25 protein-coding genes are annotated in these 26,583 nt (G+C 69.1%); 10 read left to right on the top strand and 15 right to left on the bottom strand.

Annotated elements, in window-relative coordinates; translation table 11 throughout:
- Window positions 1-3: 3 nt before the first annotated feature.
- The gene (locus AC1RL8_RS00675) at window positions 4-735 is read right to left on the bottom strand and encodes an HAD family hydrolase (RefSeq protein ID WP_492685523.1); all 732 of its coding nucleotides are present in this window, start codon (window positions 733-735) and stop codon (window positions 4-6) included.
- Between the two features lie 15 nt (window positions 736-750).
- Between AC1RL8_RS00675 and hemH the strand changes: the two genes are divergently transcribed.
- A complete protein-coding gene (gene hemH / locus AC1RL8_RS00670) occupies window positions 751-1,791 on the top strand; it encodes a ferrochelatase (RefSeq protein ID WP_492685522.1) in 1,041 nt (346 codons plus the stop codon).
- Window positions 1,788-2,639: a class I SAM-dependent methyltransferase gene (locus AC1RL8_RS00665; protein ID WP_492685521.1), complete on the top strand. Its 852-nt coding sequence runs from the start codon at window positions 1,788-1,790 to the stop codon at window positions 2,637-2,639. Before hemH ends, AC1RL8_RS00665 begins: the two co-directional genes overlap by 4 nt.
- Window positions 2,640-2,645: 6 nt before the next feature.
- Here AC1RL8_RS00665 and AC1RL8_RS00660 read toward each other — a convergent pair whose 3' ends face one another.
- The 10 genes from AC1RL8_RS00660 to AC1RL8_RS00615 all read right to left on the bottom strand — a co-directional run bounded on the left by AC1RL8_RS00660 (window position 2,646) and on the right by AC1RL8_RS00615 (window position 12,556).
- Entirely contained in the window at window positions 2,646-3,152 is a 507-nt protein-coding gene (locus AC1RL8_RS00660; RefSeq protein WP_492685520.1) for a DUF1993 domain-containing protein, read from the bottom strand.
- Between the two features lie 52 nt (window positions 3,153-3,204).
- Complete coding sequence (locus AC1RL8_RS00655; protein WP_492685707.1) at window positions 3,205-4,077, bottom strand: alpha/beta fold hydrolase; 873 nt, start codon at window positions 4,075-4,077, stop codon at window positions 3,205-3,207.
- Window positions 4,078-4,100: 23 nt separating this feature from the next.
- Window positions 4,101-5,168, bottom strand: coding sequence for a branched-chain amino acid ABC transporter permease (locus AC1RL8_RS00650; protein ID WP_062475876.1), 1,068 nt, complete (start codon window positions 5,166-5,168; stop codon window positions 4,101-4,103).
- Window positions 5,169-5,181: 13 nt separating this feature from the next.
- Window positions 5,182-6,162, bottom strand: a complete 981-nt coding sequence (locus tag AC1RL8_RS00645) for a branched-chain amino acid ABC transporter permease (RefSeq protein ID WP_062475880.1) — start codon at window positions 6,160-6,162, stop codon at window positions 5,182-5,184.
- Complete coding sequence (locus AC1RL8_RS00640; protein ID WP_070060450.1) at window positions 6,159-6,887, bottom strand: ABC transporter ATP-binding protein; 729 nt, start codon at window positions 6,885-6,887, stop codon at window positions 6,159-6,161. The genes AC1RL8_RS00645 and AC1RL8_RS00640 overlap by 4 nt, the downstream gene beginning before the upstream one ends.
- The gene (locus AC1RL8_RS00635; protein WP_492685519.1) at window positions 6,884-7,648 is read right to left on the bottom strand and encodes an ABC transporter ATP-binding protein; all 765 of its coding nucleotides are present in this window, start codon (window positions 7,646-7,648) and stop codon (window positions 6,884-6,886) included. Before AC1RL8_RS00635 ends, AC1RL8_RS00640 begins: the two co-directional genes overlap by 4 nt.
- 48 nt (window positions 7,649-7,696) lie before the next feature.
- Window positions 7,697-9,151 carry an extracellular catalytic domain type 2 short-chain-length polyhydroxyalkanoate depolymerase gene (locus AC1RL8_RS00630; protein WP_492685518.1) on the bottom strand — a complete coding sequence of 485 codons (1,455 nt, stop codon included), beginning with the start codon at window positions 9,149-9,151 and terminating at the stop codon, window positions 7,697-7,699.
- Between the two features lie 256 nt (window positions 9,152-9,407).
- Window positions 9,408-10,595: a substrate-binding domain-containing protein gene (locus tag AC1RL8_RS00625; protein ID WP_070060448.1), complete on the bottom strand. Its 1,188-nt coding sequence runs from the start codon at window positions 10,593-10,595 to the stop codon at window positions 9,408-9,410.
- Window positions 10,596-10,751: 156 nt separating this feature from the next.
- A complete protein-coding gene (locus tag AC1RL8_RS00620) occupies window positions 10,752-11,018 on the bottom strand; it encodes a hypothetical protein (protein ID WP_492685517.1) in 267 nt (88 codons plus the stop codon).
- Window positions 11,015-12,556, bottom strand: coding sequence for a sigma-54 interaction domain-containing protein (locus AC1RL8_RS00615; RefSeq protein ID WP_492685516.1), 1,542 nt, complete (start codon window positions 12,554-12,556; stop codon window positions 11,015-11,017). Before AC1RL8_RS00615 ends, AC1RL8_RS00620 begins: the two co-directional genes overlap by 4 nt.
- 128 nt (window positions 12,557-12,684) lie before the next feature.
- Between AC1RL8_RS00615 and AC1RL8_RS00610 the strand changes: the two genes are divergently transcribed.
- The 4 genes from AC1RL8_RS00610 to AC1RL8_RS00595 are packed head-to-tail and all read left to right on the top strand — an operon-like array spanning window position 12,685 to window position 19,206.
- Window positions 12,685-13,401: a TetR/AcrR family transcriptional regulator gene (locus tag AC1RL8_RS00610; RefSeq protein WP_492685515.1), complete on the top strand. Its 717-nt coding sequence runs from the start codon at window positions 12,685-12,687 to the stop codon at window positions 13,399-13,401.
- The gene (locus AC1RL8_RS00605) at window positions 13,398-14,891 is read left to right on the top strand and encodes an efflux transporter outer membrane subunit (RefSeq protein WP_492685514.1); all 1,494 of its coding nucleotides are present in this window, start codon (window positions 13,398-13,400) and stop codon (window positions 14,889-14,891) included. The genes AC1RL8_RS00610 and AC1RL8_RS00605 overlap by 4 nt, the downstream gene beginning before the upstream one ends.
- On the top strand, window positions 14,888-16,075 hold the full coding sequence (locus tag AC1RL8_RS00600; RefSeq protein ID WP_492685513.1) for an efflux RND transporter periplasmic adaptor subunit: 1,188 nt from the start codon (window positions 14,888-14,890) through the stop codon (window positions 16,073-16,075). Before AC1RL8_RS00605 ends, AC1RL8_RS00600 begins: the two co-directional genes overlap by 4 nt.
- A gap of 20 nt (window positions 16,076-16,095) precedes the next feature.
- The gene (locus tag AC1RL8_RS00595; RefSeq protein WP_369632618.1) at window positions 16,096-19,206 is read left to right on the top strand and encodes an efflux RND transporter permease subunit; all 3,111 of its coding nucleotides are present in this window, start codon (window positions 16,096-16,098) and stop codon (window positions 19,204-19,206) included.
- Window positions 19,207-19,236: 30 nt separating this feature from the next.
- Here the strand turns inward: AC1RL8_RS00595 and AC1RL8_RS00590 are convergent, their stop codons facing one another.
- From AC1RL8_RS00590 to AC1RL8_RS00575, 4 genes are all read right to left on the bottom strand, one after another.
- Window positions 19,237-19,572, bottom strand: a complete 336-nt coding sequence (locus AC1RL8_RS00590; RefSeq protein ID WP_095745062.1) for a DMT family transporter — start codon at window positions 19,570-19,572, stop codon at window positions 19,237-19,239.
- A gap of 208 nt (window positions 19,573-19,780) precedes the next feature.
- Entirely contained in the window at window positions 19,781-21,304 is a 1,524-nt protein-coding gene (locus tag AC1RL8_RS00585; RefSeq protein ID WP_492685512.1) for a tripartite tricarboxylate transporter permease, read from the bottom strand.
- Window positions 21,305-21,319: 15 nt separating this feature from the next.
- Window positions 21,320-21,871: a tripartite tricarboxylate transporter TctB family protein gene (locus AC1RL8_RS00580; protein ID WP_492685511.1), complete on the bottom strand. Its 552-nt coding sequence runs from the start codon at window positions 21,869-21,871 to the stop codon at window positions 21,320-21,322.
- 142 nt (window positions 21,872-22,013) lie between these two features.
- Complete coding sequence (locus tag AC1RL8_RS00575) at window positions 22,014-22,973, bottom strand: Bug family tripartite tricarboxylate transporter substrate binding protein (protein WP_070060440.1); 960 nt, start codon at window positions 22,971-22,973, stop codon at window positions 22,014-22,016.
- A 132-nt stretch (window positions 22,974-23,105) separates the two neighbouring features.
- On the opposite strand from AC1RL8_RS00575, the gene AC1RL8_RS00570 reads away from it, so the two are divergent.
- Genes AC1RL8_RS00570 through AC1RL8_RS00555 form a run of 4 tightly spaced genes read left to right on the top strand, consistent with a single transcriptional unit; the run spans window position 23,106 to window position 26,567 of the window.
- Window positions 23,106-23,786, top strand: a complete 681-nt coding sequence (locus AC1RL8_RS00570) for a response regulator transcription factor (RefSeq protein WP_062481159.1) — start codon at window positions 23,106-23,108, stop codon at window positions 23,784-23,786.
- Between the two features lie 20 nt (window positions 23,787-23,806).
- Window positions 23,807-25,225: a sensor histidine kinase gene (locus tag AC1RL8_RS00565; RefSeq protein WP_174543702.1), complete on the top strand. Its 1,419-nt coding sequence runs from the start codon at window positions 23,807-23,809 to the stop codon at window positions 25,223-25,225.
- Window positions 25,226-25,244: 19 nt separating this feature from the next.
- A complete protein-coding gene (locus AC1RL8_RS00560; RefSeq protein ID WP_062481157.1) occupies window positions 25,245-25,712 on the top strand; it encodes an RNA-binding S4 domain-containing protein in 468 nt (155 codons plus the stop codon).
- 48 nt (window positions 25,713-25,760) lie between these two features.
- Window positions 25,761-26,567 (top strand): PPK2 family polyphosphate kinase, encoded by an 807-nt coding sequence (locus AC1RL8_RS00555; RefSeq protein ID WP_492685510.1) that lies wholly within the window; start codon window positions 25,761-25,763, stop codon window positions 26,565-26,567.
- Window positions 26,568-26,583 lie beyond the last annotated feature (16 nt).

The following is a 26,583-nucleotide window of genomic DNA, read 5'->3' as shown; positions in this document are numbered from 1 at the left end:
GGTTCAGGCGCCCAGCGCGATGCACAGCGCGTGCAGGTTGGGCACGATCAGCTGCGGACGCGCGCCGTGCTCCCACGGGCGCTCGTCGCGCACCAGCCAGGCGGCCTGCATGCCGGCGTTGAGCGCGCCCACCACGTCGAGCGCGGCATCGTCGCCCACGTGCAGCACGTCTTTCGGCAGCAGGCCGACCGAGGCCGCCGCGGCGCGGAAGATCGGCGCATGCGGCTTGCCGCTGCCGAACGCGCGCGCATTGAAGGCGGTGCGGAACCACCGCCCGACGCCGGTCTTGTGGATGTCGGCGTTGCCGTTCGACACCGCCACCAGCGGGTAGCGCTCGCTGAGCCACTTGAGCGCCGGCAGCGCGTCGTCGTACAGCGTGACGCGCTGGCGCTCTTCGAAGAAAGCGTCGAAGGCCGGATCGGCCAGCGCCGGGTCTTCGCCCGCGCGCACGAGCGCCGTGCGGATCGACTCGCGGCGCAGCGCGCTCAGGTCGTGCGCGAGGTCGGAGCGCTCCTTGGCGGTGGCTTCGCGCAGCTCGCGCAGCACGCCCGGCGTGAGCAGCAGCGAGGCCGTCTTGGGCGCCTCGCGCAGCAGCCATTCGTGCAGCACGCGCTCGGCGCGTTCGATGGTCGGCCAGATCGGCCACAGGGTGTCGTCGAGGTCGAGCGTGATCGCCGAGATGCGCGAGATGTCGAGCGGCGTGGCGCCGCCGGGCGCCGGGGAAGCGGAATTCATACCTGAGAATATCGCATGCCTCTCGCCTCCCAAGACAGCCAGTACAGCAAGAACGACCGCGCCGCCGTGCTCTGGTGCAACCTCGGCTCACCCGATGCCCCCACCGCCGCCGCGGTGCGCCCCTACCTCGCCGACTTCCTGGGCGACCCGCGCGTGGTCGAGATTCCCAGGGCGCTGTGGGCGCTGATCCTGCACGGCATCATCCTGCGCACGCGGCCCGCGAAGTCGGCCGCGAAGTACGCCAGCATCTGGCTGCCCGAGGGCTCGCCGCTCAAGGTCTGGACGCAGAAGCAGGCCACCCTGCTGGCCGGCTGGCTCGGCGAGCGCGGCCACCGCGTGACGGTGCGCGACGCGATGCGCTACGCCAACCCGTCGATCGCCTCGCGGCTCGATGCGCTGCAAGCCGAAGGCGCCACGCGCGTGCTGGTGCTGCAGGCCTACCCGCAATACTCGGCCACCACCACGGCCAGCGTGATCGACGCCGTGAACGCCTGGAGCCGCCGCCAGCGCCACGTGCCCGAGTTCCGCTTCGTCAACCAGTACCACGACGACCCCGCCTACATCGAGGCGCTCGCGCAAGGCATCGAGAAGCACTGGAAGACCGAAGGCCGCGGCGAGCTGCTGGTGATGAGCTTCCACGGCATTCCCGCGCGCAACATCGCGCTGGGCGATCCCTACGAGGCGCAGTGCCTCGAGACTGCGCGCCTGCTTGCGGCGCGGCTGGGCCTGGCGTCCACGCAGTACCGCACGACCTTCCAGTCGCGCTTCGGCCGCGCCAAGTGGCTGGAGCCCTACACCGAGCCCACCCTGCGCGAACTCGGGACGCGCGGCGTGAAGCACGTCGACGTGGTGTGCCCGGGCTTTCCGGCCGACTGTCTCGAGACCCTCGAAGAGATCGCCATGGAAGGCCGCGAAGCCTTCCTGCACGCGGGCGGCGAGCGCTTCGGCTACATCCCCTGCCTCAACGACAGCCCGGCGTGGATCACCGCGCTCACGGGCATCGCCGAACGCCACCTGGCGGGCTGGCCCACCCGCCCCGACACGACCACGCCATGAAGAAAGACCTGCACGAAGCCAACCGCCAGTCGTGGAACGCCGCCACGGTGGCGCACAACAGCCACAAGGGCGACCAGGCCGCCTTCTTCCGCGCGGGCGGCTCCACGCTGTTCCCCGAGGAAAGCGCCCTGCTCGGCGACGTGAACGGCCTGTCGGTGCTGCACCTGCAGTGCAACGCGGGACAGGACAGCCTGAGCATCGCGCGCCGCGGCGCCCGCGTGACCGGCGTCGACATCTCCGACGAGGCCATCGACTTCGCCACCCGGCTCTCGGCCGAGTCGGGCGTCGCGGCGCGCTTCGAACGTGCGGACGTCTACGACTACTTCGAGGCCGCCGCCGCGCGCGGCGAGCGCCACGACCTCGTGTTCTGCTCGTACGGCACGCTGTGCTGGCTGTCCGACATCGGCGCCTGGGCGCGCGGCGTGGCACAGCTGCTCAAGCCCGGCGGTCGCTTCGTGATCGTCGAGTTCCATCCATTCGCGCTGGTGTTCGACCCGCAGTGGAAGTTCCACTACGACTACTTCAACGACGCGCCTGTGCCCGAGGAAGGCGTGGGCGACTACGTGGCCGAATCGGGCGACGGCCTCATGCCGGACGACCGACCGGTGCCCGGCGTGCAAGGCTTTCGCAACCCGCACCCGAGCTTCGAGTTCACCTGGGGCGTGGGCCAGGTGACGACCGCGCTCGCGCAGGCGGGCCTGGCCATCGAGCGCTTCGAGGAGTACCCGTACACCAACGGCTGGAAGCCCTTCGAGGGCATGCGCGAACTCGGCGGACGGCGCATGGCCCCGCCCGAAGGCATGCCGCGCATTCCGCTGATGTACGCGCTGGCGGCCCGCCGCGCCTGAGCGAACTCAGAAGCGGCCGAGGTAGTCCAGCTTGCCGATGGGCACGCCCTTGTGGCGCAGCACGTCGTAGGCGGTGGTCACGTGGAAGAAGAAATTCGGCAGCGCGAACTGCAGCAGGTAGCGCTGCGCGGTGAAGTGCGCCTCGCCTTCGCGCGCCTTGATGGTCACGGGGCGCTCTTCCTGGCCATCGATGAGCGCGCGGTCCACGCCGGCCAGGAACTCCTGCGTCTTCACGATGCGCGCCAGCAGCTCGTCCCAGGTCTTTTCCTCGTCGGGAAAGCTCGGGGCCGTGATGCCCGCGATGCGCGCCGTGCCCAGCTTGGAGGCGTCGCTCGCGCGCTGGATCTGGCCGGCCAGCGTGAGCATGTCGGGCGCCAGCCGCGCCTCGACCAGCGTCGCCGGATCGATGCCCTGGGCCTTCGCATGCGCGAGGCTCTTGTCGAGCAGGTGGGTGAGTTGCCCGAGTCCGCGGGTGAAAACCGGCACGGACAGGTCGTACATCGAGAGGGCCATGGCGAGGTGATCTTGGAGTTGAAGTCGGCCGGATTGTGATCCGGCCATGCCTTCAACGACCGGCCGCGCGGATAAACCCTTCGATCGGGTCCAGTTGTTCCGCCACGTTGAGCGCGGGCGCGTGGCCGCAGCCCTGCACCTCGATCACCTGCAGACGCCCGGCCGCGCCCGGCCCGCGCCGGTGCATCTCGTCGATCACCTCCGGCAGCACCAGGTCGGACTCGGCGCCGCGCAGGCACAGCACCGGCGCCTCGATCACGTCGTAGTGCGGCCAGATCAGGTAGTCGTTGTCGTGCGCGCTGAACTGCTTGACCATGGCCGGGTCGTAGTGCGGCGTGACGCGGCCGTCGGCCAGGCGGCGCGTGGAGCTTTCGGTCAGGCGGCGCCACTGCGCGTCGCTGAGCCAGCCGTAGGGCTTGTAGACCGTGCGGAAGAAGGCCTCCAGCTCGGCCACCGTGGCAAAGGCCGGCGGGTCGCCGGCATAGGCGCGGATGCGCTCGATGGCGGCCTGCGCGAGCTGCGGCGCGTTGTCGTTGAGCGTGAGGCTGGCGATGCGCGCCTTCATGCGCGGCTCGAACAGGCCCGACGCGCAGACCGTGCCGATCGCGCCGCCCATCGAAGTGCCCACCCAGTGCACGCGGCCCAGCCGCAACTCGTCGCACAGCGCATTGGCCAGCCTTGCGTAGAACGCGAGCGTGTATTCCTCGTCGGGCGACGGGCTCCACTGGCTCAGGCCGCGGCCTAGGGTGTCGGGGCAGATCACGCGAAAGCCTCGCGCCGCGAAGTGCTGCGCCAACTCGTCCATGTCGCGGCTGGTGCGCGCCAGGCCGTGCCAGGCGATGACGACGGGGGCGTTGGCGGCGCCCCAATCGAGCCAGTGAATTTCACGACCTGCGAGTTGTGCGTAGTGCGATGTCGGCGTCATGGTGCTGTTGTTGTTGCCGTCGCTCATTTCGCCGCCCTCGCCCGCAGCTTGCCGACGATGCCGGTCGGGAAGTAGTAGACCGACAGCACGAACAGCACGCCCAGCCACAGCAGCCAGCGGTCGGGCGACAGCAGCGCCGCGAGCCACGGCAGGCCGCTGGCCGCCTCGTTGCCCAGGCGCAGCAGGTCCTGCAGGTAGCTCTGCGCCACCACGAACAGCACCGCGCCGATGGCCGCGCCGTAGATCGTGCCCATGCCGCCGATCACCACGATGAGCAGCACGTCGATCATGATCTCGAAGCTCAGCGAGGTGTCGGGCCCGTTGTAGCGCAGCCAGATGGCGAGCATCGCGCCGGCCAGCGTGGCGAACAGCGCCGACAGCACGGCGGCCGTGGTGCGGTACACCACCACGCGGTAGCCGATGGCCTCGGCGCGGAACTCGTTCTCGCGGATGGCCTGCAGCACGCGGCCGAAGGGCGAGTTCACGATGCGCAGCATCGCCAGCACCAGCACCACCGCCGCCACGAACAGCAGGTAGTAGCACAGCAGGCGCCCGTCGAGCGAGACACCGAGGAACGGCTCTTCGGCGAACTCGAAGCTCGGCGAGATCAGCTCGGGCAGCTTGAAGGTCAGACCGTCTTCACCGCCGGTGAAGTCCGACAGCTGCGAGGCCAGCGTCTGGAACGCCGAGGCCACGGCCAGCGTGATCATCGCGAAGAAGATCGCGCGCACCCGCAGCGAAAAGAGGCCGATGGCCAGCGAGAGCACCAGCGAGATCGCGAGCGACGCGCCCAGCCCCACCAGCACCGCGCCCCAGTTGGGCCCCAGCCGCGAGGCCGAGATGGCGATGCCGTAGGCGCCGATGCCGAAGAACATCGTGTGCGCGAAGCTCACGATGCCGGTGTAGCCCAGCAGCAGGTCGAAGCTCGCGACCAGCACCACGAACACCAGGATCTTGGCCGCGACGCTGAGCGCCTTCACGCCCGGGAACAGGAACGGCGCGAAGGCCAGCGCCAGGAACAGGGCCAGCAGCAGCAGCGCCAGCAGGCGGCTGCGCGGCATGTCGTTGGAAAGAAGTCGTTTCAGGAACATGACGGCTTTCTCCTCAACGGTTCGCCACGGGGTACACGCCCTGCGGGCGCCACAGCAGCACGGCCACCATGAGGAAGATGCTCGCGAACTGCGTGAGCGTGGGCAGCAGGAAGCCGATGTAGTTGGTCATGAGCCCCACCAGCAGCGCGCCGAGCAGCGCCCCACCGGTCGAACCCAGCCCGCCGATGATGATCACGATGAAGATCAGCACGTTGACCTGCGCGCCCATCTGCGGCACCAGGTTCTGCTGGAACAGGCCCCACATCACGCCGCCCAGGCCGGCCAGCGCGCTGCCCACCACGAACACGCCCACGAACAGGCGCCCGATGCGGTAGCCCAGCGACTCGACCATCTCGCGGTCCTGCACGCCGGCGCGGATCAAGAGGCCGATCTTGGTGCGGCCCAGCGTCCAGGCCAGCACGCCGAACACCACCACGCCCACGGCCACCGCGAGCAGGCGGTACTTGCTGATGGCCGCGTCGCCGATCAGCAGCGAGCCGCGCAGCGCCTCGGGCAGCGGCAGCGGAATCTGCGCCGGGCCCCAGATCACCTTGATGAGCTCTTCGCCGATGATCATGCCGCCCATGGTGATGAGGATCTGCTTCAGGTGCTGGCCGTACACCGGCCGCACGATGAAGCGCTCGAAGGCCAGGCCGATGGCGCCGGCCACCGCCATCGCGGCGAGCATGGCCGGGAACACGGCCACGAGGTTGCGCCACAGCTCGCCCGAGCCGGTCCAGTCGCCCATGAGGCCCAGCACGCTGCTGGCCACGAAGGCGCCCAGCGCAATGAACACACCGTGGCCGAAGTTAAGCACGTCCATCAGGCCGAACACCAGCGTGAGGCCCGAGGCGATGATGAAGATGATCATGCCCATCGCCAGGCCCGCCACCGTGAGCGTGAGCCAGGTCGAGACCGAGCCGGTGAGCGGCAACGCGACGAGCGCGAGGATGGGGGCAAGAAGCAGTGGCTTCCAGTCGAAGTCGAGTTTCATAGGGCGAGTCCGAGCAGCGATTGCTGCAGTTGCGCATCGGCGGAGAACGCGGCCATCGAGCCGCTGTGCACCACGCGGCCGTTGTCCATCACCGCGACGGTGTCGCCCAGGCGCTGGGCGAAGTGGATGTTCTGTTCGACCAGCAGGATCGTCACGCCGCTCGCCTTGAGCTCGCCGAAGGCCTCGATCATGTTGTTGATCATCACGGGCGCCAGGCCCTTGCTGGGCTCGTCGATGATGAGCAGCTGGCGCGGCTCGACGATGGCGCGCGACACGGCCAGCATCTGCTTCTGTCCGCCCGACAGCTTGCCGGCCGGGTGGTTCCAGAATTTCTCGACCGCGGGAAAGAGCTTGAAGATCCACTTCAGCCGCGTGTCGTCGATGGCGTCGGCGTTCTTGGCGCCGCGCGCGGCCAGCACCATGTTCTCCTTCACCGTGAGGTCGGAGAAGATGCCCATGTTCTCGGGCACGTAGGCCACGCCGAGTTCGGCGATCTGCGGCGTGTGCAGGGCCGTGATGTCCTTGCCGGCGAACTGCACCCTGCCCTGCGACGCATGCCACAGGCCCATGATGGTGCGCAGCGTGGTGGTCTTGCCTGCGCCGTTGCGGCCCAGCAGCATGGTGAGCTGGCCCTTGGGCACGGCCAGGTCGACGCCGTGCAGGATGTGGTACGCCCCGATGTGCGTCTGCACGCCTTCCAGGGTCAACAGGTTGTCGGTGCTCATGCGGCCTCCTTCGCGATGCCCAGGTAGGCCTCCTGCACCACCGGCGAGGCGATCACCTCGGCCGGTTCGCCGTCTGCCACGAGCGTGCCGTTGTGCAGCACGATGATGCGGTCCGCGAGTTCGCGCACCACGTCCATCTTGTGTTCGACCAGCAGGATGGTCTTGGTCTTGTCCTGCTTGAGCTTGCGGATCAGGTCGAGGATGACGGGCGCCTCGGCCGCGTGCATGCCGGCCGTGGGCTCGTCGAACATGAAGACCTTGGGTTCGAGCGCCATCAGCAGCGCCACCTCGAGCTTGCGCTGGTCGCCGTGCGGCAAGCTGGCCACCGTGGCGCGAGCGCGCGGCTCCAGCGCCACGTCGGCCAGGATCTGCTCGGCGCGTTCGGTCAGCGCCTTGTGGTCGCTCCAGATGCTCCACAGATTGAGCCCGTGGCGGTGCGCGCCGGCGCGCGTGGCCTGCACCGCGAGGCGCACGTTCTCCAGCACCGTGAGGTTCGGGAACAGATTGGTGAGCTGGAACGCGCGCCCCAGCCCGGCGTGCGTGCGCGCCGACGGCGACAGGTGCGACAACGGTTGCCCGTCGAGCGACACCGTGCCGGCCGTGGCCTTGAGCTGCCCGGAGATCAGGTTGAAGTAAGTGGTCTTGCCCGCGCCGTTGGGGCCGACGATGGCCGTCAGCGTGCCTGGCGCGAATGCGCAGCTCACGCTGTTGACGGCCACGTGCCCTCCGAAGCGGATGGTCAGATCCCGGGTCTCAAGCATTGTGGAAAGGTCCTTGCGAATCGAAAAATCAGAAGTGGGTGAACGACCTCAACAGGTGCCGATCACGTAGTAGTTGGTGCCCGTCTGCTTCAGCGTGGTCATGGCGTAGATGTTCCACAGGCCCATCGACTGGCCCGAGCCGTTGGCATAGGTCAGCCCCCACAGCGCATAGGCGCGTCCGGCGATGGTGTGGGTGTAGTTGCTCGCGGTGTAGCACGTGCCCCCGCCGCCCGGGCCCGCCGTGGTCGCGCCCGTGGCGGCCGCCGACATCGCGCCTTCGACGTTGCTCGCGTTCAGCGCGGCCACGGTCCAGCTGTAGGTGGTCGACGCGGCCAGGCCGGTGTCGGTGTAGCTGGTGCTCGTCACCGGCGAGGCGTTGACCTTACTGCCGCCGCGGTACACGTTGTAGCCCGAAGCGCCCGACACGCCGGCCCAGCCGATCACCATGCTGCTGCTGGTCGCGCCCGAGGTGCCCACGCCGGTGGGCGCCGGCAGCCCGCCGCCGCCGGCCGAGCCGGTCACGCGGTCGATCATGGCCTTCATGGCGGCCATCTGCGGGCCCGACTTCTTGGCGTAGTTGGCGCTGTCGTAACCCCACCAGTCCCAGCAGCTGTTGGTGGCCGCGGTGCTGGTCTGCGGGTAGATCAGGATGATGTTGTTGGTGTCGGCCCAGCGGTTGTAGCCCGTCTTCTTCACGTACTGGTCACTCACGTCGGTGTAGTTCTGCTTGCAGCCGTGCAGCACCAGGTGCACGCGGCACGAGGTCGTGGTGCAGGCCTGCGGCACGTAGAGCCAGCCGGTGGCGGCCACGCCGTGGCCGGTGACGAACTCCGACTGGTTGAACTCGGTGAAGGTGCCGCCCAGCGCGCCGTTGTTGCGCGGGTTCAGCGGACCATACAGCTGCGTGAGGATCTCGCCCGCGAGGTCGAAGCCGCAGTTGTTGATGTACGGCGCGGCCGTGGTGCTGCAGGCGCCGCCGTAGTCGTCGGTGACCATCGCGTGGCCCGCGCCGAGGTTGTTCTTGTAGACCGTGTTGGCGGCCGGCACGAAGCTCTGGTAATACGTCTTCAGGTCGTCCATCACCGGCTGCTTGACGGTGTTGTCGGAGGTGCCCGAGAACAGGTAGACCTTGGAGTTCGTGAGGTTCGACACCGGGTCGATCGCACCGCTGGCGGCCCAGCTGTTGGTGGTGCTCACGAGCGTGGAGACCGGGATGCTGGTGCTGTGCGTCATGCAGCGCCCGGTGGCATTGACCACCGAGCCTTCGGCGCAGTAGTACGGACCGCCGGCGACCACGCCCGCGCCGCGCTTGAAGGTGGCCGAATAGGCCACGTGCAATTGCACCGCCATGAAGCCGCCGGCCGACAGGCCGGACACGCTCACCTCCGCCGGGTTGGCGCCCAGTGCCGGCAGCGGCACGGCCGCCGTCGCGGCCTGCGCCGCCGCCGTGATCACCGCTGCTGCGGCAAACCCCTTCCAGTTGTTCCATCGCATCGCTGGCATCGCTGTCTCCTTCTGTTGTGTTTGATCGAACGCTTGCTTGCAGACTGACGAATCGGCCGTGGAGCGCGGCAACTTGCGCGGACGCAGGCTGGCGCTTCGCCCGGCGGCCATCCGGGGCGAAAAGGGAAGCAGCGATTTCTGAGTCGCCGCATGTTCAAGTGAACACCGCGGAACCGGCTTTGCCGGGCCGCTGGTGTTGCCCCCGGTAGGGGGTTGGCGTAGCGACACGAAGTGCGCGCAGCCTGGGGGCGAGCTCTTACCTCTTGTTCTTGATGGGGATGTCCATCTCTTCCGGCTTGATCTCGTGCACCAGCTCGGGCACGCCCCATGCGAACGCGGGGTCGGCCTTGATCTTGAAGTGGTACATCGACTGCATCGCCTGGTGGTCTTCCTTGCGGAAGGTCATCTTGCCCTTGGGCGTGTCGAAGCTCATGCCTTCCATGGTGCTGATGAGCTTGTTGGTGCCGGTGTCGCCGTTGGTCTTCTTCAGCGCCGTCACCACTGCCATCGCGGCCGAGAAACCGCCGGCCGTGAAGAAGTCCGGCGGCGTCTTGAATTCCTTGTAGTGGGCCGCGACCATCGCCTCGTTCACCGGGTTCTTCGGAATGCCGAAGTAATAGTAGGCCGCGCCTTCCATGCCCGGCAGCGACTTGTAGGCCGCCATGGCCGGCAGGATGTTGCCGCCGGTGGCGATCTCGATGCCGTAGCGCTTCAGGTCGAGGTCCACGATCTTGAACGGGTTGCCCGCGCCGGCCCAGACGATCCAGATGATCTTGCGGCCCGGCTGGTCCTTGAGCTTGTCGATCAGGCGCTGCGCGCCGGCCGTGAAGTCGGTGGTGGCGGGCGGCAGGTATTCCTCGTGCGCGAGCTTGGCTTTCTTCAGCGCGGCGCCGAAGGCCTTCACGCCGTCGCGGCCGAAGGCGTTGTCCTGCGCCAGCGTGGCGACGGTGACGCCGGCCTTGTCGATGGCCACGGCATTGGAGATGGCGTCCTGGCTCGAGTTGCGGCCGGTGCGGAAGATGTACTTGTTCCACTTGTCGCCGGTGATCGAGTCGGCCACGGCGGGCTCGACGATCAGGATCTTCTTGTACTCCTCGGCCACCGGCAGCATGGCCAGCGCCACGCCCGAAGCGGTCGGGCCGACGGCGAGCGCGGCCTTGTCGTCGGAGTACGCGGCGGCCAGCAGCGACTTGCCCAGGTCGGGCTTGCCCTGGTCGTCCTTCTCGATGACCACGAGCTTCTTGCCGTTGACCATCATCGTGCCGCCGGTGGCGTAGTTCAGGCCCATCATCAGGCCGGTCTGCGTCTGCTTGCCGTAGGCCTCCAGCGCGCCGGTCTTGCTGTAGACGTGGGCGATGCGGATCTCGTTCGATTGAGCCCAGGCGGGCATGGTGGCGACGGTGGCGCCCAGGGCGGCCAGGGCGATGAGGTGGCGACGGTGCATGTCTTGTCTCCTGATAAAGGTGACTGAATATTGCACAGTTCGTGCCACCCATCTAAGCCATTGATAACAAAGGCTTCCTCATTCGGGCGCAACCGGTTTCGCCTGATTTCAGTGCATTCGTGCTGTCTTATTTTCAGACAACTGTCTGCTGATCAGTCAGGGTTTCCCAGCAGAGTCGCGGCGTGCCGCGAGCCAGCTTTCGAACTCGCGCTCGGCCCGCATCCGCAGCTCATTGCGCGTGTGGTTGCACACCGCGTGCGCCAGGCGCCGATGCTTCTTCTGGCGCACGCCGCCCATCGTGGCGTCGAGCAGGTGTTCGATGGTGGCCGACTCGGGGCGTCCGTGCGGCTCGTCGAAGTCCATCGGCAGCCCGCACCAGTGGCAGTTCGGGCCGAAGGTGGAACGCAGCGCCTTCACGCTCATGACAACCCCATCCCCGTCATGCGCTCGTACAACGTGGCGCGCGAAATGCCCAGCAGCCGCGAGGTCGCGAGCTTGTTGCCGCCGGTGCTTTCGAGCGCGGCAGCGATCGCCTTGCGTTCCAGCTCGGCCACCTGCTGCGACAGCGGCCGAAGCAACGCCGCCTCCTGGTCGACGTCGCGCAGGCTGTGCGAGGTGTCGGGCGCCTCGATCTGCTCCAGCCCCGCTTCGCGCAGGATGCGTTCGAGCTGCGCCGCGTCGATGCGCTGCGAGTCGCTGCGCATCGTCACCTGCTCCAGCACGTTGCGCAGCTCGCGGATGTTGCCGCGCCAGTGCTGGCCGGCCAGGAGCGCGAGCGCGTCGGGCGTGAGCTCGGGCGGCGCCTCGCCGCTGCGCAGCGCCATGTCTTCGCCCAGCGCCTCGACCAGCGCCGGGATGTCGCTGCGCCGCTCGCGCAGCGGCGGCACGCGCAGCGGCAGCACGTTGAGGCGGTAATACAGGTCTTCGCGGAACAGGCCGCGGCGCACCAGCTCGGGCAGGTCGCGCGAGGTGGCGGCGATCACGCGGGCGTCGAAGGGAATCAGCTTGTTGGAGCCCAGCGGCTCGATCTCGCCCTCCTGCAGCGCGCGCAGCAGCTTGGCCTGCAGGCCCAGCGGCATGTCGCCGATCTCGTCGAGGAACAGGCTGCCGCCGTCGGCCAGCTTGAACTTGCCTTCGCGCCCGCGCTTGTCGGCGCCGGTGAAGGCGCCGGGCGCAAAGCCGAAGAACTCGGCCTCGAGCAGCGTGTCGGGCACGGCCGCGATGTTGACGCTGACGAACTGCCCCTTGGCGCGCGTCGACGACGCGTGGATCGCATGCGCCAGCAGTTCCTTGCCGGTGCCGGTCTCGCCCAGCAGCAGCACCGGGCTGGTGGACTGCGCGGCGCGGCGCGCGTGGCGCTTCACCTCCACGGCCGCCGGGCTGCTGCCGATGAAGCTCGCGAAGGTGTACTTGGAACGGCGCTGGCCGTCGGGCGCGTGCTGGTACAGCGGGTTGTTGCGCTGGCTGGCCAGCTCGCGGCGGGCGTCGTCGAGGTCGCGCTGCAGCAGCGCGAACTTGCTGATGAGCGGTTGCAGCGTGGTCTCGGGCTGGTCGAACAGCACGATGCCGATGGCGCCGATGACCTTGCCCAGGCCCTCCCCGTCTTCGCGCTCCTCGCGCAGCGGGATGCGGCTCACGACGAAGGTGCCAGCCTTGTTGGTCAGCAGGTCGATGAGGATCGGCTCGCCCGTTTCGAGCACGCGGCGCATCATGGTGTTGGGGATCACGTCCTCGACCATGTGGCCCATGAACTCGTCGATGGACGAGAAACCCAGCGCCGGCAGGAAGCGGCGGTAGCCCTCGTTCACCCAGACGATGCGCCCGCTGCGGTCGACCAGGAACATGCCCTGGCTGATGCTCGAAAACAGATGAAACATCGAACGCGCGGCGAGCGCGAGGATGCCTTCGGCGTCCAGGGGCAAGGCGGGCGGCGGTGCGGCGGCGGAGGGAACGGCGGACATGCGCGGATCGTACTGTGTGCGGCCCCCGCCCCTGCCGCGCGCAGGCCCACATGCAACCAAAAACAAAAGCCTTCAGCAAGCCTTAAGTAAATCAATCGTTTGATTTCAATCATGCTCTAATCGCGCCGATGAACGCCAGGGACCCCCTCACGCCAACGCCCGTACCCTCGCCGCGCCGCGCCCCCCGCAGCGACGGCGCCGAGGCGCGCCACCGCCTGCTGCACACCGCGCTGCGGCTGTTCGCCCAGAACGGTTTCGCCAAGACCTCGATCCGCGAGATCGCACGCGAGGCCGGCGTGAACGTCTCGGCCATCAGCTACTACTTCGGCGACAAGGAGGGGCTGTACTCCGCCACCTTCAACGAGCCGATGGGCAGCGATTCGAACGACCTGGTGGCCGCCTGCAACGTGCCCGGCCAGTCGCTCGAAGCCACGCTGCGCATCTGCATGGTGGCCATGATCGACCCGCTCAAGCAGGGCGAGATCGTGCGCCAGTGCATCCAGCTGCACATGCGCGAGATGCTGGAGCCCACCAGCCAGTGGGCCAAGGAGCTGGAGCGCGACATCAAGGGCCCGCACCGCGCCATCGTCGAGCTGCTGTGCCGCCACCTGCAGGTGGCGCGCGCCGACGACGACATCCACCGCCTGACCTTCGCGATCACCGGGCTGTCGATGCAGCTGTACGTGAGCCAGGATTTCATCGAGGCCCTGCGCCCGTCGCTGCTGCGCACGCCGCGCGCCATCGACACCTGGGCCGACCGGCTCACGGGCTACGCGATGGCGCTGGTCCAGGCCGAAACCGCACGCCGCCGCCAGGTGGCCGCCGAGCAGAGAAAGAAGCCATGAGACGACTCCGACGGATTGCACTTGTTCTGAGCCTGCCGCTGGGCCTCGGCCTTGCCGGCTGCGGCCTGACGCGCCCGCCCGCCGCGGTGCAGGCGCCCTTCCCCGCGCAGTGGCACGCGCCCCTGCCCCACGGCGGCTCGCTCGCCGCGCTGGCCGAGTGGTGGCGCCAGCTGGACGACCCGCTGCTGGTCGAGCTGATCGCCGCCGCCGAAACCGCCAGCCCCACCCTTGCGAGCGCCGCGGCGCGCGTGGCCGAGGCGCGTTCCACGCGCGTGCAGGCCGGCGCGGCGCTGCTGCCCAGCCTGGACGGCACGGCGTCGGCCAGCCGCGGCGTCTCGGGCTCGTCGTTCGGCGCGAGCGGTTCTTCGAGCAGCAGCAGCAGCGCCTCCACCGCGCCGGTCACCACGCTGCAGGCCGGCCTGCAGTCGAAGTGGGAGATCGACCTGTTCGGCCGCCTGCGCGCCGACCGCGACGCGGCCCAGCAGAAGCTGGACAGCGCCACCGCCAAGTGGCACGACGCCCGCGTCGCCGTGGCGGCCGAAACGGCCAACGCTTATTTCGCCGAACGCGCCTGCCAGCAGCAGCTGAACGTGTCCGAGTCGGATGCCAAGTCGCGCGGCGAAACGGCGCGGCTCACCGACCTGTCGGCGCGCGCCGGCTTCACCGCACCGGCCGATGCGGCACTCGCGCGTGCCAGCGCCTCCGACGCCTCGGGCCGCCTCACGCAACAGCGCGCCCTGTGCGCGGTGCAGCGCAAGGCGCTGGTGGCGCTCAGCGGGCTCGACGAACCCACGCTGGCGCAGAAGCTCGCGGCCTCGCCCACGCAGCGCGCGCTGCCGGTGGTCGGCGCCATCGCCAGCGTGCCGGCGCAGGCGCTCTCGCAACGGCCCGACGTGTACGCGGCCGAACTCGGCGTGGCCGCGGCCAGCGCCGAGGTGGGCTCCGCCGAAGCCGAGCGCTATCCCAAGCTCACGCTCTCGGGCTCGATCGGCCGCATGCAGATCCGCACCAGCGGCTTTCGCGAATCGCTCGACACCTGGACGGTCGGGCCGCTGTCGCTCACCGTGCCGCTGCTCGACGGCGGCGCGCGCGCGGCCAACTCCGAGGCTGCCAAGGCGCGCTACACCGAGGCCGTGTCGCTGTACCGCGCCAACGTGCGCCAGGCGGTGCGCGAGGTCGAGGAAGCCCTGGTGAACCTCGACGCCACCACCGCGCGCAGCACCGACGCCGACAGCGCGGTGAAGAACTACCAGGCCTCGTTCGACGCCACCCAGGCCCGCTACAGCAGCGGCCTGGCCAGCCTGTTCGAGCTCGAGGACTCGCGGCGCACGCTGTTCGCCGCGCAGACCGCGCGCGTCTCGCTACAGCGCGAGAGCACCGAAGCCTGGGTTTCGCTGTACCGCTCGATGGGCGGCGGCTGGAGCCGCCCCGCCGAAGCATCGTCCTCTATGACCACCACCCCGGCCGCCAAGGTCGCGACGTCGCCATGAAAACAATGAAGCGTTCCACCCTTGTCCTCGCGCTGCTGGCGCTCGTCGTCGTTGTCGCCGCAGGCCTGTGGCTCACCCGCAAGCCGGCCGACGACAAGGCCGCACCCGCCGCGAAAGGCCCCGCCCAGCGCCCGGCCCTGACCGTTTCGGTCGCCAAGCCCGAGGCCACCGAGCTGACCGTCACGCTGGCCGCCAACGGCAACGTGGCGGCCTGGCAGGAGGCCGTGATCGGCTCCGAATCGAACGGCCTGAAGCTGGCCGAGGTGCGCGTCAACGTGGGCGACACCGTGAAGAAGGGCCAGGTGCTCGCGGTGTTCTCGCCCGAGACGGTGCAGGCCGACATCGCGCAGGCGCGCGCCTCGCTGGCCGAGGCCCGCGCCTCGGCGGCCGACGCCGCCGGCAACGCCGCGCGTGCTCGCACGCTGCAGGCCACGGGCGCGCTGAGCCAGCAGCAGATCAACCAGTACCAGACCACCGAGCAGACCGCCAAGGCGCGCGCCGAGGCGGCCGAGGCCGTGCTGGCCGCGCAGCAGGTGCGCGGGCGCAACACGCAGGTGCTGGCGCCCGACGACGGCGTGATCTCCGCGCGCACCGCCACCGTGGGCAGCGTGGTGGGCGCCGGCACCGAGCTGTTCCGCCTGATCCGCCAGGGCCGGCTCGAATGGCGCGCCGAAGTCACCTCGGCCGAGCTGGGCCGCGTCGCCGTGGGCACGCCGGCCTTCGTGGTCAGCGCCAGCGGCGCACAGGTGAAGGGCACGGTGCGCAGCATCGCGCCCACGGTCGACCCGCAGACGCGCGCGGCGCTGGTCTACGTCGACCTGCCCAACGTGCAGCAGAACACCGGCGTGAAGGCCGGCATGTTCGCGCGCGGCGACTTCGAGCTCGGCCGCAGTTCCGCGCCGACCGTGCCACAAAGCGCGATCGTGCCGCGCGACGGCTTCAACAACGTCTTCACGCTGCTGCCCGACGGCCGCGTGGCGCAGCTCAAGGTGCAGACCGGCCGCCGCCTGAAGGACCGCGTGGAGATCACCAGCGCCCTGCCCGAGGGCGTGCAGATCGTGGTGCAGGGCGCGGGCTTCCTCAACGACGGCGACCTGGTGCGCGTGGTGGACGCCACGCCCGCTGCGACGCCTGCGTCCGCCACCCCGGCGAAGGCGGGGGCATCCGCGCCTTCGCCTAAATAAGCAAGCACAAGGAACACGCCATGAACGTTTCCGCCTGGTCCATACGCAACCCCATTCCGGCGGTGATGCTGTTCGTGCTGCTCACCTTCGGGGGGCTGCTGTCGTTCAACGCCATGAAGGTGCAGAACTTCCCGGACATCGACCTGCCGACCGTCACCGTCTCCGCCTCGCTGCCGGGCGCCGCGCCCTCACAGCTGGAGACCGATGTCGCGCGAAAGCTCGAGAACTCCATCGCCACCATCCAGGGCCTGAAGCACATCACGACCAAGGTGCAGGACGGCGCCGCCACGCTGATCGTCGAGTTCCGCCTCGAGAAGCCCGTGCAGGAGGCCGTGGACGACGTGCGCTCGGCCGTGCAGAAGGTGCGCGCCGACCTGCCCGCCGACGTGCGCGACCCGGTCGTCACCAAGCTCGACTTCGCGGCCCAGCCGGTGCTGGCCTTCACCATCGCCTCGTCGCGCATGGACAACGAGGCGCTGAGCTGGTTCGTCGACAACGACATCACCAAGAAGCTGCTCGCGCTGCCCGGCGTGGGCGCGGTGAACCGCGTGGGCGGCGTCACGCGCCAGGTGCACATCGACCTCGACCCGGCCAAGCTGCAGGCGCTGGGCGCCTCGGCGGCCGACATCTCGCGCCAGCTGCGCCAGGTGCAGACCGAAAGCGCGGGCGGGCGCATCGACCTGGGCGGCAGCGAACAGCCGGTGCGCACCATGGCCACCGTGCAGTCGGCCGACCAGCTCGCCGACATGCAGATCGCGCTGAGCGACGGCCGCCGCATCCGCCTGGACCAGGTGGCGCGCATCAGCGACACCATCGCCGAGCCGCGCGCTGCCGCGCTGCTCAACGGCAAGCCGGTGGTCGGCTTCGAGGTGGCCCGCAGCCGCGGCGCCAGCGAGGTCGAAGTGGGCCGCGCCATTCAAAAGGCGCTGGCCGACCTGCGCGTGCAGCGCCCCGACATCGAGTTGACCGAGGCCTTCAACTTCGTCGATCCGGTGGAAGAAGAATACGACGGCTCGCTGCACCTGCTGTACGAAGGCGCCATCCTCGCGGTGATCGTGGTGTGGCTCTTCCTGCGCGACTGGCGCGCCACCTTCGTCTCGGCCGTGGCGCTGCCGATGTCGGTGATTCCGGCTTTCGTCGGCATGTACCTGCTGGGCTTCTCGGTCAACGTGATCTCGCTGCTCGCGCTCTCGCTGGTGGTCGGCATATTGGTGGACGACGCCATCGTGGAGGTCGAGAACATCGTGCGCCACCTGCGCATGGGCAAGTCGCCCTACCAGGCGGCCATGGAAGCGGCGGATGAAATCGGTCTGGCCGTGATCGCCACCACCTTCACGCTGATCGCGGTGTTCCTGCCCACGGCCTTCATGAGCGGCGTGGCCGGCAAGTTCTTCAAGCAGTTCGGCTGGACCGCCTCGCTCGCGGTGTTCGCTTCGCTGGTGGTGGCGCGGGTGCTCACGCCGATGATGGCGGCCTACATCCTCAAGCCCATCGTCGGCGCCGAGAAGGAGCCGGGCTGGCTGCGCTGGTACATGCGCGCCGTGGAGTGGAGCACGCACCACCGCTTCAAGACGATGGTGATGGCCACCCTCTTCTTCTTCGGTTCGCTGGCGATGATCCCGCTGCTCAAGACCGGCTTCATCCCGGCCGACGACAACTCGCAGACGCAGGTCTACCTGTCACTGCCGCCGGGCTCCACGCTGGCGCAGACCACGGCCGCGGCCGAGGAAACGCGCCGCCGCGTGATGAAGATCAACCACGTGAAGAGCGTCTACACCACGGTGGCGGGCGGCAGCGCCGGCGGCGACCCGTTCGCGAACTTCGGCACGCCCGAGACGCGCAAGGCCACGCTGACGATCCAGCTCGACCCGCGCGGCGACCGGCCGCGCAAGCAGGTGATCGAGAAAGAGATCCGCACCGCGCTCGAAACCCTGCCCGGCGTGCGCAGCACCGTGGGCCTGGGCGGCTCGGGCGAGAAGTACATCCTGGTGCTCACGGGCGAAGACCCGGTGGCGCTGTCGGCCGCCGCGGGCGCGGTCGAGAAAGACCTGCGCACCATTCCCGGCCTGGGCAACATCACCTCGACCGCGAGCCTGATCCGCCCCGAGATCGCCGTGCGCCCCGACTTCGCGCGCGCCGCCGACCTGGGCGTGACCAGCTCGGCCATCGCCGAGACCTTGCGCGTGGCCACGCTGGGTGACTACGACCAGGCGCTGGCCAAGCTCAACCTCGCGCAGCGGCAGGTGCCGATCGTGGTGAAGCTCGAAGACTCGGCGCGGCAAGACCTCGACCTCATCGGGCGTCTGTCGGTGCCGGGCGCGCGCGGGCCCGTCATGCTGAGCCAGGTGGCCTCGCTCACGATGGAAGGCGGCCCGGCCGTCATCGACCGCTACGACCGTTCGCGCAACGTCAACTTCGAGATCGAGCTGTCGGGCGTGGGCCTGGGCGACGCCAAGACGGCCGTCGAGGCCCTGCCCTCGATCCAGAAGCTGCCGCCCGGCGTGCGCATCGCCGAGGTGGGCGACGCCGAAGTGATGACCGAGCTGTTCGCCAGCTTCGGCCTGGCGATGCTCACGGGCGTGTTGTGCATCTACATCGTGCTGGTGCTGCTGTTCAAGGACTTCCTGCACCCGGTGACCATCCTGTGCGCGCTGCCGCTCGCGCTGGGCGGGGCCTTCGTGGGCCTCTTGATCGGGCAGAAGGCGCTGTCGATGCCCTCGCTGATCGGCCTGATCATGCTGATGGGCATCGCCACGAAGAACTCCATTCTTCTGGTGGAGTACGCCATCGTGGCGCGCCGCGACCACGGCATGAGCCGCTGGGACGCGCTGCGCGACGCCTGCCACAAGCGCGCCCGGCCCATCATCATGACCACGCTCGCCATGGGCGCCGGCATGCTGCCCATTGCCGTGGGCTTTGGCGCCGCCGACTCGAGCTTCCGCTCGCCGATGGCGATGGCGGTGATCGGCGGGCTGATCACTTCCACGGTGCTGAGCCTGCTGGTGGTGCCAGCGGTGTTCACCTACGTGGACGACATCGAGCACTGGATCCGCCGCACCGTGCGCAAGGTGCGCGGGCAGCCGGCCGATCCGCACATCGACGACGACCTGGTCGAGGCGCCGCAGCGCTGACACCTCCGAGTGCGGGCAGCGGTGAACCCGCTACCGCGCCTCGATGTTCAGCACCACCACGCCCGCCACGATGGCCAGCAGGCCGACCACGCGCGTCAGCGTGACCGCCTCGCCGAACCAGACCATGCCGGCGACCGCGATCAGCGCGGTGCCGGCACCGGCCCAGACCGCGTAGCCCAGCCCCACATCCAGTTCGCGTACCGCGAGCGACATGAGCCAGATCGCGCCGGCGTAGCAGGCGGCGGTGAGCAGCGATGGCAACAGGCGGGTGAAACCTTCGGCATGGCGAAGGGCGATAGTGCCGGCGACTTCCGCCGCCACGCTGGCCGCAAGCAGCAGCCAGGCCAGAGTCTGTGGACTCTTCATGGGAATACCTCGTCACACCCCTGCCGTACCGGGCATGGAATGCGGGCGATGCAAGCGGTACCCCGAACGAAGCCGCCATTCTGGGGACATGCGGCGACGCGGTGATGACTGCGCGGTCAAGCCCCTTGGCGCCGCAGGCGCATTCAAAAAAAATGCCGCGGGCGCCAATCGCCCGCGGCATGTGAACCGAAAAAGAAAGCCGGTCGCGTCAGGCGTCCAGCTGCGCCAGCCGCTTCAGCTTGCGTTCGCTCATGCGCTTGGCCAGGCGCGGCAGCACCAGCACGGCGACGATGGCGATGATCACCACGATCGACTCGGGGCGCTGGAAGAACACGATCGGGCTGCCCTGCCCCATGGCAATCGCGTTGCGCAGGTTGGCTTCGGCGAGCGGGCCGAGGATCATGCCGACCACCACGGGGGCGGTCGGGAAGTCGAAGCGCCGCATCACCACGCCCAAGAGGCCGATGCCGAACAGCAGGAACAGGTCGAAGGTGTTCTGGCGCATGCCGTACGCACCCACGGTCGCGAAGATCAGGATGCCGGCGTACAGCTGCGGCTTCGGGATCTTGAGCAGCTTGACCCACAGGCCGACCATCGGCAGGTTCAGCACCAGCAGCATCAGGTTGCCGATGTACAGCGAGGCGATCAGCGCCCAGACCAGCGCGGCCGAGGTGGTGAACAGCTGCGGGCCCGGCTGGATGCCGTAGTTCTGGAACGCGCCCAGCATGATGGCCGTGGTGTTCGAGGTGGGAATGCCCAGCGTGAGCAGCGGGATCAGCGCGGCGGTCACGGTGGCGTTGTTGGCGGCCTCGGGGCCGGCCACGCCTTCGATGGCGCCGGTGGTGCCGAACTCGGCCTTGGCATCGGCGTCTTTGGCGAGCTTCTTCTCGGTGGCGTAGCTCAGGAAAGTCGGAATCTCGGTGCCGCCGGCCGGAATGCAGCCGAAGGGCGTGCCGATGGCCGCGCCGCGCAGCCAGGCGGGAATGGAACGCTTCCAGTCGCGGCCGGTCATGTGCACGCGGGTCAGCTTGTTCTGGCCCTCGACCACGCGGCCTTCGTACAGCACGGCGTACAGCACCTCGGCCACCGCAAACAGGCCCACCGCCACCAGCACGATCTCGATGCCGTCGAGCAGTTCGGGCATGTTGCCGGTGTAGCGGCCCTGGCCGGTGATCTGGTCCAGGCCGACGCAGCCGATGGCCAGGCCGACGAACAGCGCCGTCATGCCGCGCAGCGTGCTCTTGCCCAGCACCGCGCTCACCGTGGTGAAGGCCAGCAGCATCAAGAGGAAGTACTCAGGTGCCGCCAGGCGCACGGCGTAGTCGGCCACGAAGGGCGCGAACAGCGTGACGACCACGGTGGCGATGGTGCCGGCCACGAAGGAGCCGATGGCGGCGGTGGCGAGCGCGGCGCCCGCGCGGCCGCTCTTCGCCATCTTGTTGCCTTCCATCGCCGTGACCATGCTGGCGGTTTCGCCGGGCGTGTTCAGCAGGATCGAGGTGGTCGAGCCGCCGTACATGGCGCCGTAGTAGATGCCCGAGAAGAAGATCATCGAGGCCGTGATGTCGACCTTGCCGGTGATCGGCAGCAGCATGGCCACCGCCACGGCGGGGCCGATGCCGGGCAGCACGCCCACCGCCGTGCCCAGGGCACAGCCGATGAGGCACCACAGCAGGTTGATGGGGGTGATCGCGGCCGCGAAGCCGGTCATCAGTGCGTTGAAGATATCCATTTGGCGTGGCTCCGCTCAGATCCAGCCGGTGCTGGTGAGACCCGGCAGGCTGATGGCCAGGAACTTGGTGAACATCCAGAAGACCGGGGCCGAGATCGCCAGGCCGGTCACCAAGTCGGTGACCCAGGTGGCCGGTGCGTTGACCTTGGCCTGCCCGGCGGCGCGGCGCAGGCCCTGCACGGCCAGCAGGTAGCACAGCGCGCAGCTCAGGATGAAGCCGATGCTGGTGATGAGCGCCGCATTGAGCAGCAGGCCCGCCGCCACCCAGATGAAGCCGGGCCAGTAGGCGGTGTCGGCACCGGAGGGCGCGTCGAGCTCGCGGAAGCCGCCGCTGAACGCTTCCCAGGTGATCCACGCGCCGCAGACCATCAGGACGATCGAGACCATCCAGGGCAGGAAGTTGGGGCCGACGCCGCCGTAGCCGGCTTCGGAAGAAATGCCGATGGCGCCGAAGGCCAGCGCAGCGCCGGTCAGCAGCACGCCGAGGCCGACGACGTATTGCGGCCAGCGGGCCGCGCCGAAGGTGGCCTCAGCGGGACGTGAGACCGAGGATTCTGGAGTTGTCATTTTTTGCTCCCGCAGTCGTGGGGAAAAAGAAGGCCCCTTCCAGAAACACCGCAAACCGGCTTTGCCGGGCCGCGGGTGTTGCCCCCGGAAGGGGGTTGGCGTGCACGACACGAAGTGCGCGCAGCCTGGGGGCGACTCAAACTCAGACCATGCCGGACTTGGCCATGATGGCGCGCAGGCTGGCGAAGTCGTCGTCGACGAACTTGGCGAACGCGTCACCCGACAGCACGGCCGGCGTCCAGTCGTTCTTCTTGAGCGACTCGGCCCACGACGGGCTCTTGAGCGCGGCCAGCACCATGTCGGTCAGCGCCTTGCGCTGCTCGGCCGAGATACCGGGCGCGCCGTACACGCCGCGCCAGTTGCCGATCTCGACGTCGATGCCCTGTTCCTTCAGGGTCGGCACATTGATGCCCGGCAGGCGCTGGGCGGAGGTGACAGCAATGGGTTTCATCTTGCCGGCGGCGATGTACTCGGCGAACTCGCTGTAGCCGCTGCCGCCAATGGTGACGTTGCCGCCCAGGATGGCGGCGGTGGCTTCACCGCCTCCGCGGAAGGCCACGTAGTTGATCTTCGACGGATCGGCGCCGACCTTCTGCGCGATCATGGCCGCGGCGATGTGCTCGGTGGAGCCGCGCGAACCGCCGCCCCACTTGACGCTGCCCGGGTCTTTCTTGAGCTGCTCGACCACGTCCTTCATGGTCTTGAAGGGCGAGTTCGACGGCAGCACGAACACGTTGTATTCGGTGGTCAGGCGCGCGATGGGCGTGGCCTGCGACAGGTTGACCGGCGGCTTGCCGGTGATGATGCCGCCCAGCATGACCGAGCCCATGACCATCAGCGCGTTGGCGTCGCCCTTGGAGCCGTTGACGAACTGGGCCAGGCCCAGCGCACCGGCGGCACCGCCCTTGTTGTCGTAGGCGACGGTGTCGGCCACCTTGGCGTCGGTCAGGGCCTTGCCCAGCGCGCGGCCGGTGGTGTCCCAGCCGCCACCCGGGTTGGCCGGGATCATCATCTTGACGTTGGCGGCAGCGCGCGCCGACAGCGGCAAGGCGCCGGCAGCGGCCAGTGCGGCCAGGGACTTCAAAAAGGTATCGCGACGCATCGTTGGTGTCTCCTGAGAACTTGGGAACGGATGGAACCTGACTTGGACCTGAGCCGCTATCATGCGCCGCCCCGCTGTCAGTTGGCTGTCCACCAGACTGGGGAAAACACCGAAGTACCGACCCCTGCCCGTATGAAGCTGCTGCTCGTCGAAGACGACCCCTCGATGCAAATCACCCTGCAGCGCACCCTCGGGCGACGCCGCATCGACGTGCGCATCTGCGGCGACGGCGCGCAGGCGATCGCGCAGTGGCGCGCCGTCGAGCCCGACGTGGTCGCGCTCGACCTGAGCCTGCCTCACGTCGACGGCCTGCAGGTGCTGGCCCAGGCGCGCGCCGAGGGCCTGCGCACGCCGGTGCTGCTGCTGACCGCGCGCGGCACGGTGGGCGACCGCATCATGGGCCTGAACGCCGGCGCGGACGACTACCTGCCCAAGCCCTTCGACCTGGACGAGCTCGAGGCCCGCATCCGCGCGCTGCGTCGGCGCAGCCTGAGCGCGGGGCCCGACCCCACGCTGAATCCGCTGGAGGTCGGCAGCCTGCGCTTCGAGCCCGACAACGGCGCCGTCTACCACCGCTCGGAACTGCTCGAGCTCACGCCGCGCGAGCTCGCGCTGCTCAAGGCGCTGATGATGAAACCCGGCCACGCGGTCACCAAGGAGCGCCTGTTCGAGCTGGTGTTCCCGGGCGAATCCGAGGTGCAGTACGAGGCCATCGAGGTGGTCGTGTACCGCCTGCGCAAGAAGCTGGTGGGCACCGGCACGGTGCTGATGACGATGCGCGGCCTGGGCTATCTCTTGCGGGCCGAGACTTGAGGGCGGCCCTGCGGCGCACGATGTCGTCCCTGCGCGCGCGGCTCCTGCTCGGCATCCTGGTGCCGGTGGCCGTGTTCGTCGTGATCAACAGCGTGAGCCTGTACCGCCAGAGCCTGGCGGCCGCCACCACCGCCTACGACCGCACGCTGCTGGCCTCGGCCAAGACCATCGGCGAGCAGCTCGACGTGGAAGGCTACGACGACATGGCGCGGCTGCGCGCGATCGTGCCCTACTCCGCGCTCGAGGCCTTCGAGGCCGACAACCGCAGCCGGCTGTTCTACCGCGTCTCGGCGCTGGACGGCGAGATGGTCTCGGGCTTTGCCGAGCTGCCCTTCTGGCGCGGGCGCATCCCCGACCGCGGGGCGTATGCGGCGCTGGTCGACTTCTACGACGCCGAGTTTCGCGGCCAGCCGGTGCGCGTCGCCGTGATGCTGCAGCCGGTGGCCAGCGCGCGCGGCCGCGGCATGGCCGTGGTGCAGGTGGCCGAAACATTGGAGTTGCGCGAGACGCTGGTGCGCAAGCTGCTGCTCGACATGCTCTGGCGCCAGCTGCTGCTGATGGGCGTGATCGCGCTGGTCACCGTGGTCGTGGTGCAGCGCGCCACGCGGCCGGTGCGCGAACTCGGCGAAGCCATCGAGCGGCGCCCCGAAGACGACCTCTCGCCCATCGACGCGCCCGGCGCCCCGGCCGAGCTGCGCCCGCTGATCGACGCCACCACCGAGGTCATGGGCCGGTTGCAGCGCCTGCTCGATCACCAGAAACGCTTCGTGCGCGACAGCGCCCACCAGCTGCGCACGCCGCTGGCGGTGCTGAAGGCGCAGGTGCAGTCGGCGCGCCGTGGCGACGTGGCGCCCGAGCAGGCGCTGGTCGAGATCAGCCAGACCGTCGAGCGCGCCACCACGCTGGCCAACCAGATGCTCTCGCTGGCCAAGGTGGAGCAGTTGCGCCAGCAGCCCGAGTCGGCGCTGCTCGACCTGGGCGACGTGGTGCGCCACATCGCGCTCGACCTGTCGCCGCTGGTGGCCGACAAGGCGCTCGACTTCGAGCTGGCCGCCGACGACGCCGTGACCGTGCGCGCGCACCAGTGGATGCTGCAGGAGCTCACGCGCAACCTGCTGCACAACGCCATCAAGCACAGCCCCGCGGGCGCGCCGCTTTCGGTGCGCGTGCATGCCGAGGGCGACGAGGCCGTGCTCACCGTGCGCGACGACGGTCCGGGCATTTCCGCCGAGCTGCGCCAGCGCCTGTTCGCGCCGTTCTCGGCGGGCAACACCGCCAGCGGCTCGGGCCTGGGCCTGGCGATCTGCCGCGAGATCGTTCTGGCCCTGGGTGGACGCATCAGCCTCGACAACCGCACGGTACCCAACCCCGGCGGCGCCGATCGCGTGACCGGGCTCGATGCCGTGGTGCGGCTGCCGCTGTCGCGCCACAATGGCTGACCTTTCTTTTCCGACCTTCATGGACCGTCTGCGCATCGACAAGTGGCTCTGGGCCGCCCGCTTCTTCAAGACCCGCTCGCTGGCCGCGGACGAAATCGGCAAGAACCGCATCCAGGTGAACGGCGAGGTCGCCAAGGCCTCGCGCGAGGTCAAGGCCGGCGACACCGTCGCCATGCGCCTGGGCCCGCTCACGCGGACCGTGACCGTGCGCGGCCTCAGCGGCCAGCGCGGCCCGGCGCCCGTGGCCCAGCAGCTGTACGAGGAAACGCCCGAGAGCCTGGCGGCGCAGGCCGCCTTCCGCGAGCAGCGCCGCATGGGCAGCGAGCCGGCCCTGGCCATCGAGCAGGGCCGCCCGACCAAGCGCGACCGGCGCGAGATCGACGGCGTGCGCCACCAGGCCGAGTGGGACAACCGCTGGAGCGCGTCGATCGACGAAAGCAACGGCGACGACGACCACCCGCCGCCGCGCGGCCGGCCGCAACGCTGATTCGCGTACCCTGCGGGCTTCGTTTCTTTTTTGACGGAGCGCCCGCAGATGTCCAAGTTCAAGAAGTACCGCGTCGGCAGCAAGTTCAAGCTCTCGCGCATCGACCCCGACGACTCGCCCTTTCTCACGGGTGACGAGTCGGCCCAGCGTGCCGAGCTCGACACCCTGGCCGTCGAGCTCGACGAACTGCAGGACGTGCTGCACGCCGAAGGCCGGCGCAAGGTGCTGCTGGTGCTGCAGGGCATGGACACCAGCGGCAAGGACGGCACGGTGCGCTGGGTGTTCTCGCGCACCTCGCCGCTGGGCGTGCGGGTGACGGCCTTCAAGGCGCCGAGCGAGGACGAACGCGCGCACGACTACCTCTGGCGTTGCCACGCCGCCGTGCCGCGCACCGGCGAGATCATGGTGTGGAACCGCAGCCACTACGAGGACGTGCTGGTGCCCGTGGTCGAAGGCTGGATCGACGGCGACGAGGCCCGCCGCCGCTATGCGCAGATCAACGATTTCGAGCGGCTGCTCACCGAAACCGGCACGGTCGTCGTCAAGTGCATGCTGCACATCGACAAGGACGAGCAGCGCGAACGGCTGCAGGCCCGCATCGACACGCCCGGCAAGCAATGGAAGTTCAGCATGGGCGACCTCGAGGTGCGCACCAAGTGGGCCGACTACCAGAAGGCCTATCAGAACGCGCTGGCCGCCACCTCGAGCGAGCACGCGCCGTGGCACGTGATCCCGGCCAACAGCAAGCGGCACCGCAACATGATGATTGCGCAGCTGCTCGTGAAGACACTGCGCGACATGAAGCTGAAGGCCCCGCCGCCCGACCCGGCGCTCAAGGGCATGGTCGTGAAGTGAGCCTGGAGGGGCCGGC

This window comes from Variovorax sp. GW822-FHT04E09, assembly GCF_058800845.1.
This window is presented reverse-complemented; position numbering and strand designations above follow the sequence as displayed.

Coding starts and splice junctions, on each gene's coding strand:
- AC1RL8_RS00675 (WP_492685523.1), bottom strand. CDS start 735: ATGAATTCCGCTTCCCCGGCGCCCGGCGGCGCCACGCCGCTCGACATC.
- hemH (WP_492685522.1), top strand. CDS start 751: ATGCCTCTCGCCTCCCAAGACAGCCAGTACAGCAAGAACGACCGCGCC.
- AC1RL8_RS00665 (WP_492685521.1), top strand. CDS start 1,788: ATGAAGAAAGACCTGCACGAAGCCAACCGCCAGTCGTGGAACGCCGCC.
- AC1RL8_RS00660 (WP_492685520.1), bottom strand. CDS start 3,152: ATGGCCCTCTCGATGTACGACCTGTCCGTGCCGGTTTTCACCCGCGGA.
- AC1RL8_RS00655 (WP_492685707.1), bottom strand. CDS start 4,077: ATGACGCCGACATCGCACTACGCACAACTCGCAGGTCGTGAAATTCAC.
- AC1RL8_RS00650 (WP_062475876.1), bottom strand. CDS start 5,168: ATGTTCCTGAAACGACTTCTTTCCAACGACATGCCGCGCAGCCGCCTG.
- AC1RL8_RS00645 (WP_062475880.1), bottom strand. CDS start 6,162: ATGAAACTCGACTTCGACTGGAAGCCACTGCTTCTTGCCCCCATCCTC.
- AC1RL8_RS00640 (WP_070060450.1), bottom strand. CDS start 6,887: ATGAGCACCGACAACCTGTTGACCCTGGAAGGCGTGCAGACGCACATC.
- AC1RL8_RS00635 (WP_492685519.1), bottom strand. CDS start 7,648: ATGCTTGAGACCCGGGATCTGACCATCCGCTTCGGAGGGCACGTGGCC.
- AC1RL8_RS00630 (WP_492685518.1), bottom strand. CDS start 9,151: ATGCCAGCGATGCGATGGAACAACTGGAAGGGGTTTGCCGCAGCAGCG.
- AC1RL8_RS00625 (WP_070060448.1), bottom strand. CDS start 10,595: ATGCACCGTCGCCACCTCATCGCCCTGGCCGCCCTGGGCGCCACCGTC.
- AC1RL8_RS00620 (WP_492685517.1), bottom strand. CDS start 11,018: ATGAGCGTGAAGGCGCTGCGTTCCACCTTCGGCCCGAACTGCCACTGG.
- AC1RL8_RS00615 (WP_492685516.1), bottom strand. CDS start 12,556: ATGTCCGCCGTTCCCTCCGCCGCCGCACCGCCGCCCGCCTTGCCCCTG.
- AC1RL8_RS00610 (WP_492685515.1), top strand. CDS start 12,685: ATGAACGCCAGGGACCCCCTCACGCCAACGCCCGTACCCTCGCCGCGC.
- AC1RL8_RS00605 (WP_492685514.1), top strand. CDS start 13,398: ATGAGACGACTCCGACGGATTGCACTTGTTCTGAGCCTGCCGCTGGGC.
- AC1RL8_RS00600 (WP_492685513.1), top strand. CDS start 14,888: ATGAAAACAATGAAGCGTTCCACCCTTGTCCTCGCGCTGCTGGCGCTC.
- AC1RL8_RS00595 (WP_369632618.1), top strand. CDS start 16,096: ATGAACGTTTCCGCCTGGTCCATACGCAACCCCATTCCGGCGGTGATG.
- AC1RL8_RS00590 (WP_095745062.1), bottom strand. CDS start 19,572: ATGAAGAGTCCACAGACTCTGGCCTGGCTGCTGCTTGCGGCCAGCGTG.
- AC1RL8_RS00585 (WP_492685512.1), bottom strand. CDS start 21,304: ATGGATATCTTCAACGCACTGATGACCGGCTTCGCGGCCGCGATCACC.
- AC1RL8_RS00580 (WP_492685511.1), bottom strand. CDS start 21,871: ATGACAACTCCAGAATCCTCGGTCTCACGTCCCGCTGAGGCCACCTTC.
- AC1RL8_RS00575 (WP_070060440.1), bottom strand. CDS start 22,973: ATGCGTCGCGATACCTTTTTGAAGTCCCTGGCCGCACTGGCCGCTGCC.
- AC1RL8_RS00570 (WP_062481159.1), top strand. CDS start 23,106: ATGAAGCTGCTGCTCGTCGAAGACGACCCCTCGATGCAAATCACCCTG.
- AC1RL8_RS00565 (WP_174543702.1), top strand. CDS start 23,807: ATGTCGTCCCTGCGCGCGCGGCTCCTGCTCGGCATCCTGGTGCCGGTG.
- AC1RL8_RS00560 (WP_062481157.1), top strand. CDS start 25,245: ATGGACCGTCTGCGCATCGACAAGTGGCTCTGGGCCGCCCGCTTCTTC.
- AC1RL8_RS00555 (WP_492685510.1), top strand. CDS start 25,761: ATGTCCAAGTTCAAGAAGTACCGCGTCGGCAGCAAGTTCAAGCTCTCG.